Source organism: Alteromonas sp. D210916BOD_24 (assembly GCF_047159385.1).
Lineage (GTDB): Bacteria > Pseudomonadota > Gammaproteobacteria > Enterobacterales > Alteromonadaceae > Alteromonas.
Genome location: NZ_AP038333.1, coordinates 4176119 through 4183897, shown reverse-complemented (window position 1 = coordinate 4183897; position 7779 = coordinate 4176119). Strand labels below are relative to the sequence as shown.

Below are 7779 nucleotides of genomic sequence, written 5' to 3'. Positions count from 1 at the left end.
GTGGACTACCAGGGTATCTAATCCTGTTCGCTACCCACACTTTCGCACATGAGCGTCAGTCTTTGGCCAGGGAGTCGCCTTCGCCACTGATGTTCCTCCAGATATCTACGCATTTCACCGCTACACCTGGAATTCCACTCCCCTCTCCAAGACTCTAGTCTGCCAGTTCTAAATGACCATCCCAGGTTGAGCCCGGGGCTTTCACATCTAGCTTAACAAACCGCCTGCGTGCGCTTTACGCCCAGTAATTCCGATTAACGCTCGCACCCTCCGTATTACCGCGGCTGCTGGCACGGAGTTAGCCGGTGCTTCTTCTGTTGTTAACGTCACGGCTAGCAGGTATTAACTACTAACTTTTCCTCACAACTGAAAGTGCTTTACAACCCGAAGGCCTTCTTCACACACGCGGCATGGCTGCATCAGGGTTTCCCCCATTGTGCAATATTCCCCACTGCTGCCTCCCGTAGGAGTCTGGGCCGTGTCTCAGTCCCAGTGTGGCTGATCTTCCTCTCAGAACAGCTAGAGATCGTCGCCTTGGTGAGCCTTTACCTCACCAACTAGCTAATCTCACTTGGGCCTCTCTTTGCGCCGGAGCTAAAAGCCCCGTTTGGTCCGAAGACATTATGCGGTATTAGCAGTCGTTTCCAACTGTTATCCCCCTCGCAAAGGCAAGTTCCCAAGCATTACTCACCCGTCCGCCACTCGTCATCTTCTAGCAAGCTAGAAATGTTACCGTTCGACTTGCATGTGTTAGGCCTGCCGCCAGCGTTCAATCTGAGCCATGATCAAACTCTTCAATTAAATATATCGAAATATGAATCGTCGTTGTGACACTCTTAACGAGTGCCCACACAGATTGTCTTGTCTAAATTTTTAAAGAACATTGCGACTTCGTCGCAATCTCACCAGAAGCCGCTGCTTCTTAGTGACTCACCCTGTTCGAGTGAGGTGCGCATTATACGCTGGAAGTTTTCGTTGTCAACACTTTTTGAAAAATTATTTTCTGAAGCGTTTCTTCTAAACTCCCGTCTTTACTGGCCTATAAAGGTAGTAGAGACTTACTCCAAGAGGCTTGCTGTTTTGCTTTACCCCCGAAGCGGATGCGCATTTTAGGGAATTGTGCGCTCACGTCAACACTTATTTTAAAAAAAGCCTTATTTTTCGATCGTTTGCACAAACAACGCTCAATGCGGTGTAAAAAACAGCGAATTCATAGAAGTTTTAACAAACTATTACTTTAGACAATTGGTAACCCTGTCACTGTGCTATAGATTATACGTACTATTATAAGTTTTAATAATGCGCCAATTGGGGAGATTGCTATGAAAGTTTCTGAATTTAAAACCGCTGGCAAACTTATTACTGGTCTTGGTGCTTTAAAGGCTCTACCTGATGAAATGGCGCGTCTTTCAATCTCCTCTTTCGCCATCGTTACAGATAAAGGTGTAACTTCTTCCGGGCTGCTCGATCAGGTGCTACTACTAACGCAAAACGCTTCTATTATTATTGACGACATCCCGCCTGAACCTGAAGTGGGTGTAATAGAACAAAAGCTTACGCAATTGAGGGAACAGCAAATCGATGGCATCATCGCATTAGGTGGTGGGAGTGCAATAGACAGCGCCAAAGTGCTTGCAGCCACTTATGATTACAACGGTGCAATAAATACATTGTTCGGTGAAGATACACTAACTGTACGTAACCTTCCGCTAATTGCCATACCAACCACCGCAGGGACAGGCTCAGAAGTTACCAACATTGCCATTTTGTCCGACCCTGCGTCTCAAATGAAAAAAGGTATAGTCAGCTCTTGTCTTCTTCCTGATGTCGCCATAGTAGCACCTGAAATGACCAAAACCTGCCCTAAGGTTATAACAGCAGCTAGTGGTATTGATGCTTTCGTTCACGCACTTGAAGCTTACGTATCCGTCAACGCCAGTCATATTACTGACGCGCTCGCAGAAAAAGCACTTAAGTTAATTTTCTATGCCCTACCTCATGCCTATGCAAACGGTGACAATTTATCTGCAAGAGAAGATATGGCTACAGGAAGTTTGATGGCCGGGCTTGCCTTTGGAAACGCAGGTGTCGGCGCAGTGCACGCGCTAGCCTATCCACTAGGAGGACGCTTTCATTTATCCCACGGCATGAGTAATGCGGTCATGCTACCCCACGTTCTAAAAGTGAACGCCCCTTTTTGTGCTGACAAATTATTCAATGTCGCAAAACTGCTAAAGGTTTGCGAGCATCACCACAGTAAAGATGAAGCAGTAAAGCTATTACTTACTGCTATAGAAAAGTTATGCCGGGAGGTCGAAATACCTGCGTCACTGCATCACTTTGAGATCCCATCGTCCTGCATTGGCGAGTTGGCGATTGAGGCGAGTAAAGTCACTCGCCTGCTTCGCAATAATCCCAAACAATTAAGTGTTGAGGAAATTGAGGATATCTATCGCTTAGCGTTTTAGAGTTCTCTTACCCAGATGTTTCTAAAACTCACTAGGTTTCCATGATCTTGAAGTTGTAATGGCGCACAACCATGAGATGTATATTTTGGTGCACCAATCCACTCCGTAGTACCTTGGATTTCAGTATGATTTTGAACGACTACGCCATTATGGAGAACAGTCACGTACCCAGACGTCGCTAATTTTTCACCATCAAAAGTGGGAGCTTTATAGATGATGTCATACGACTGCCACTGTTCTGGTGCTTTCATCGCATTAACAAGCGGTATAGTCTGTTTGTATACGCTGGCTGCTTGTCCATTGGGATAGGTTTTATTGTTAAATGAATCTAGCACCTGAATTTCGTATCGCTGCTGAAGGAAAATACCGCTGTTATTACGCTGCTGTCCGTCCATATCGCCTTCTGGTAAAGGTGCTTTCCATTCCACATGAAGTTGAATATCACAAAATGACATCTTCGTTTTGATGTCACCTGTGCCAGGTTTCACTGTGAGCACACCATTTTCCAGCGTCCAATTGGCGTTACCTTCTTTTACTGAAATCCAATTTGATAGGTCATCACCTATTAAAGAGATCGCATCAGAAGGCACGCCCGCCTTATCAAAAGAAACGACTTCGGGCACCGGTTCCCATACCTCCGTTTTAGCCGCTTGTTGTTCTCGGGTTATACGGGATTGATCTCCTTCATTGTCCGCATACACCGTTAGTGACGTGACGGAAGATAAAAGCGCTACCGCTACAGACATTTTATTCATAATTTATTATCCACTTTATATTTGATGGGCTTTTCCAAAACGAACGACACGCGTGATAATAGTTGGAAAATTAGGTTGCCCACGCTTTGTCGCCTTTTTTATAAGGATAAGCGCCATCGTAACGTCCAGGTATAGCCACGTATCTCAGTACTTTTGTTGCGCCCACCTGCGATGTGAAAAAGCAATAAAGTGTAAGTTGCTTCAATAAAGTAAAGTAGTGAGGCGTAGGTTCGTCTGTACCCGGCTCCCATTGACTTGGTTTGCCCGTTTCTACGCCCTGCCATACGCCATTTGACCGATTGGCCGCCTTTGCTTCATTATCCAATTCTATAAACAAGCTTTCTCGTTGTTGGCTAGTTAGCTGTAAAAAATGCTTATTAAATTTAGCTTGGCTTAATTCCCCAATGGTTTTGACCCCGTTAATAAAGGTCTTTTGCAATAATGGGGTATAACAGTCGGTAATGATCACCGCCATGGTCTCCCCTACATTTGCCGCCTTGGCTCCCGGCGTATCTGTTTGGGGGATAATGACTTCTGCCATTTCATTGAAAAGCGCCACATCGTCTTTGTTAAATAGCGTTTTACTAAGTGGAACAGGGGGTATATCTATATAAGCAAACGCACTTCCTGCAAAAAATGCCGAACCTGTAGCAGTTGCAATAAGTTTAAGTAATTCTCTACGTTCCATTACAAGTTACCTCGCTTAAGCTCTTCTACCGCAAAGTCTGCCGCTCTTGCCGTCATTGCCATATAGGTTAAAGAGGGGTTCACACAGCTGGCCGATGTCATTGCCGCACCGTCTGTAACAAACACATTCGGTGCATCCCATACCTGATTGTGTGCGTTGAGAACAGACGTTTTTGGATCTCTCCCCATACGCGCAGTCCCCATTTCGTGAATACCCATGCCTGGCGCATAATTGGCATCCCATCCTTGTACATTTTTAAGCCCAGCGGCTTCAAACATATCGACCGCATCCTGCTTCATATCTTTGCGCATTTTGCGTTCGTTATCTTTTATTTCGACATCCATTTCAAGTACAGGCAGTCCCCACTTGTCTTTAACGTTTTTGTTCAAGGTAATCTTATTGTCGTGATAGGGCAGCATTTCACCAAACGCTGTCATACCGATAGTCCAGGAACCCGGTTCGGTAATCGCGTCTTTGAGCCCTGCTCCAATGCCAAACTCGGCAATATCCTTACGCCACCCTGAACGACTGGCACTGCCTTGATAGCCAAAACCACGCAAATAATCACGCTTATCGTCAGCCCAGTTTCTAAAGCGCGGTACATAAAAACCACTTGGTCTTCGCCCATAGGTGTATTTGTCTTCGTAGCCTTCAACTTGCGCCGACGCTCCCACCAAAAAGTGATGATCCATAACGTTATGACCCAACTCACCGCTGCTGCTGCCTAATCCACCTTCCCAAACGTCAGTGGCAGAATTCATCAACACCCACGCTGAATTCAGTGCAGACGCGTTAACAAACACAATTTTACTTTTAAACACATAAGTTTGATTGGTTTCTGCATCGATAATCTCTACGCCTGTGGCGCGTTTTTTATCTTTATCAAACAGGATTTCTTTCACGATAGAAAAAGGCCTTAATGTAAGGTTACCTGTTTTCATTGCAGCCGGTAGCGTTGACGCTTGCGTGCTGAAATAGCCGCCAAAAGGACACCCCAACCAACATTTATTGCGATACTGGCAATTCACTCGCCCTTGCTCGGGCTTGCCTTGGGTCATATTAGACGTACGGCCATTTAACAAATGGCGAGTGCCTTTGAATGCTTTTTTCACCCGCGCGGCCACATCTTTTTCTACAATATTTAAAGGCATGGGCGGCTGATAAATACCATCTGGAAGTACGTCTAACCCATCGAGGTTGCCACTGATGCCAGCGAAACGTTCAACATAATCGTACCAGGGTGCTAAATCTTCGTAACGAATAGGCCAGTCAACCGCTATGCCTTCTTTGGCATTCGCTAAAAAGTCTTCTTTATTCAAACGATAGCTTTGACGGCCCCACAACAATGAACGCCCGCCAACATGATAACCGCGAAACCAGTTAAAAGGCTTTTCTTCTACATAAGGGTTTTCTCTTTCATTCGCCCACATACCATATGTTTTTTCGTTTAGCGGATAGTCCCGTTTTAACACTGGGTATTCCACTTTCATTGCTTGTGTGGGTAAGTCTCGATGAGGAAAGTCCCAGTCTTCTTTGTGGGCGTTTTTATAGTCTTTAATATGTTCGATATTCTTGCCGCGCTCTAACATGAGCACCTTCAAGCCCTTTTCGGTGAGCTCTTTTGCCGCCCAACCGCCACTGATACCAGAACCTATGACTATTGCATCGTATTCGTTATTTGCCATTAGACGTCCTTTAAAACTTAATTCGTCGCTGTGCCTGTTCGCACGTTTTAAACATCGCAGATATGGATAGCTTCACGCAGTGACGCAATCCTGCCCGTTTTACTTGTAGGAGTAGGTATAAATTCTTGTGCTAAATAACCATTGAATCCGGTCTCTACAATGGCTTTTGCAATGGCTTCGTAATTCAATTCTTGCGAAGCATTAATTTCGTGACGCCCAGGTACGCCCGCAGTGTGATAGTGCCCAAAGTACTGGTGGTTTTCACGAATGGTACGAATGATGTCCCCTTCGCTTATTTGCATGTGATAAATGTCGTAAAGTAAGGAGAAATGCTTACTATTAAGACGCTTACAAAGCTCGATCCCCCAAGCAGAGTTGTCTGCCATATAATCAGGGTGATTCACTTTACTGTTAAACAGTTCCATGAATAACACCACACCCCGCTCTTCGGCATACGGTAATATTCGTTTTAGTCCTGTAACGGCATTCGTTAACCCCATCTCAGTTGACATGCCTCTGGCATTGCCACTAAAGCAGATAAGGTTCTTGTATCCAGCCTCTGCGACAAGATCGATGTGCTTTAAATAGCGCGCGACTAATTCGTTGTGAAATTCAGGATGGATAAAGCCATCTTCTAGATTGAGCTCAGCCCCATTGCACATGGACGAGTCGATGTTATATCGCTTCAGTACTGGCCAATCGTCTGGCCCGACTAAATCGATAGCACTAAAGCCAAGTGACGTTACCGTTTTGCACAGCTCTTCTATACTGAGATCGCCATAAGTCCAGCGACTCACTGAGTGATTGATATTGCCTTTTAACGGTAGAGAAAATGGCTTATCGCAGGTAACAGTGCCTGCGAAAGTGGGTTTCGCGGAAAGTACGCCAGCCCCGGCTATCGCCATGCCCTGTATCAGCTTTCTGCGCGTTGCATTATGCATCGGCATTCACTTTCTCCGATTTAAACATAGCAATGAACATCACCAGCACCACAGTGGCAAAACCTGCTGGGAACAACCAGACTTGCTGCCAGCTATGGGCTCCACTTTCTAACGTATAGGTATCGGTTATTGCGCCTGCCACGGCAAAACCCACCAGCATACCCACGCCATAGGTCGCCAGCGTAATCATTCCTTGCGCAGCACTTTTTACACTTTCAGGGGCTTTGGCATTAGTATAAATTTGACCTGACACGAAGAAGAAGTCGTAGCATATACCGTGCAATGCAATACCCACGATAAGCATAAACAGCCCTTCATCTGCACTTCCAAAAGCAAACAACACGTAGCGAAGTACCCATGCTGCCATACCAATTACGAGTGTAGCTTTAATACCAAAGCGGTTAAGAAAAACCGGTAACGCTAGCATAAACAGTACTTCTGACACTTGCCCTAGTGTCATCTTACCGGTGGCATTTTCTACCCCTATTTCAGTTAGAAACGGATTGGCATTTTGGTAATAAAAAGCCAATGGAATACAGATAAGTACCGATGAGAGAAAGAACACAAAAAAGTTCTTTTCTTTAAGCAGCGACAGGGCTTCTAAACCTAATACGTCTTTTACTGTTACGTTTTTATCACTGGCAGTGGGCGGCGTGTTGGGTAAGGTAAAGCTAAATATCCCCAGTACCAGTGACGCTATGCTGCACAACAAGAAGGTGTTCTTTAACATGCCACCTGCAATTGCCTGCGCTGAGTCCCAGGAAAACGCATAGCTAATCATTAAGCCCGCGACAATCCATCCAACGGTTCCCCACACTCTGACTTTGCCAAACTCTTTTGACGGATCGTCCATTTGACCGAAAGACACAGAGTTTACCAAGGCCAGTGTTGGCATATAAACAATCATATAAGCCAGTACAAAGGGGTAGAAGCCCGCAAAATCATTAGCTTGATACATAAAGTACATAAGCCCTGCGCCTACAAGGTGCAATATGCCCAAAATGCGCTCGGCATTGAAAAAGCGGTCAGCAATTAAGCCCACAATGAAAGGCGCAATAATGGCACCCCAACTTTGGGTAGAAAACGCCATGCCAATTTCGCCGCCATTTGCCTGTAGCGTGTTAGACAAATACGTGCCCAACGTTACAAACCAGCCTCCCCAAATGAAGAACTGTAGAAACATCATTACACTAAGACGTAGGGTTATCATAATTATTGTTTTCCTATGCGACGGGCTTAACG

6 protein-coding genes and 1 other annotated feature are annotated in these 7779 nt (G+C 45.4%); of the genes, 1 reads left to right on the top strand and 5 read right to left on the bottom strand.

Annotated elements, in window-relative coordinates:
• Positions 1-801 (bottom strand) — a sequence feature (16S ribosomal RNA rRNA prediction is too short).
• A 521-nt stretch (positions 802-1322) separates the two neighbouring features.
• Entirely contained in the window at positions 1323-2468 is a 1146-nt protein-coding gene (locus ACMCM8_RS18150) for an iron-containing alcohol dehydrogenase family protein (RefSeq protein ID WP_412724222.1), read from the top strand.
• Here ACMCM8_RS18150 and ACMCM8_RS18145 read toward each other — a convergent pair.
• The 5 genes from ACMCM8_RS18145 to ACMCM8_RS18125 all read right to left on the bottom strand — a co-directional run bounded on the left by ACMCM8_RS18145 (position 2465) and on the right by ACMCM8_RS18125 (position 7747).
• Entirely contained in the window at positions 2465-3223 is a 759-nt protein-coding gene (locus ACMCM8_RS18145) for a 3-keto-disaccharide hydrolase (RefSeq protein ID WP_412724220.1), read from the bottom strand. The two genes, ACMCM8_RS18150 and ACMCM8_RS18145, sit on opposite strands and share 4 nt — an antisense overlap.
• 70 nt (positions 3224-3293) lie before the next feature.
• Positions 3294-3911, bottom strand: a complete 618-nt coding sequence (locus ACMCM8_RS18140; protein ID WP_412724218.1) for a gluconate 2-dehydrogenase subunit 3 family protein — start codon at positions 3909-3911, stop codon at positions 3294-3296.
• Complete coding sequence (locus ACMCM8_RS18135) at positions 3911-5596, bottom strand: GMC family oxidoreductase (protein WP_412724216.1); 1686 nt, start codon at positions 5594-5596, stop codon at positions 3911-3913. Before ACMCM8_RS18135 ends, ACMCM8_RS18140 begins: the two co-directional genes overlap by 1 nt.
• Before the next feature lie 47 nt (positions 5597-5643).
• Positions 5644-6537 (bottom strand): hydroxypyruvate isomerase family protein, encoded by an 894-nt coding sequence (locus ACMCM8_RS18130; protein WP_412727782.1) that lies wholly within the window; start codon positions 6535-6537, stop codon positions 5644-5646.
• Positions 6530-7747, bottom strand: a complete 1218-nt coding sequence (locus ACMCM8_RS18125; protein WP_412724214.1) for a nucleoside permease — start codon at positions 7745-7747, stop codon at positions 6530-6532. The genes ACMCM8_RS18130 and ACMCM8_RS18125 overlap by 8 nt, the downstream gene beginning before the upstream one ends.
• Positions 7748-7779 lie beyond the last annotated feature (32 nt).

Coding starts and splice junctions, on each gene's coding strand:
- ACMCM8_RS18150 (WP_412724222.1), top strand. CDS start 1,323: ATGAAAGTTTCTGAATTTAAAACCGCTGGCAAACTTATTACTGGTCTT.
- ACMCM8_RS18145 (WP_412724220.1), bottom strand. CDS start 3,223: ATGAATAAAATGTCTGTAGCGGTAGCGCTTTTATCTTCCGTCACGTCA.
- ACMCM8_RS18140 (WP_412724218.1), bottom strand. CDS start 3,911: ATGGAACGTAGAGAATTACTTAAACTTATTGCAACTGCTACAGGTTCG.
- ACMCM8_RS18135 (WP_412724216.1), bottom strand. CDS start 5,596: ATGGCAAATAACGAATACGATGCAATAGTCATAGGTTCTGGTATCAGT.
- ACMCM8_RS18130 (WP_412727782.1), bottom strand. CDS start 6,537: ATGCATAATGCAACGCGCAGAAAGCTGATACAGGGCATGGCGATAGCC.
- ACMCM8_RS18125 (WP_412724214.1), bottom strand. CDS start 7,747: ATGATAACCCTACGTCTTAGTGTAATGATGTTTCTACAGTTCTTCATT.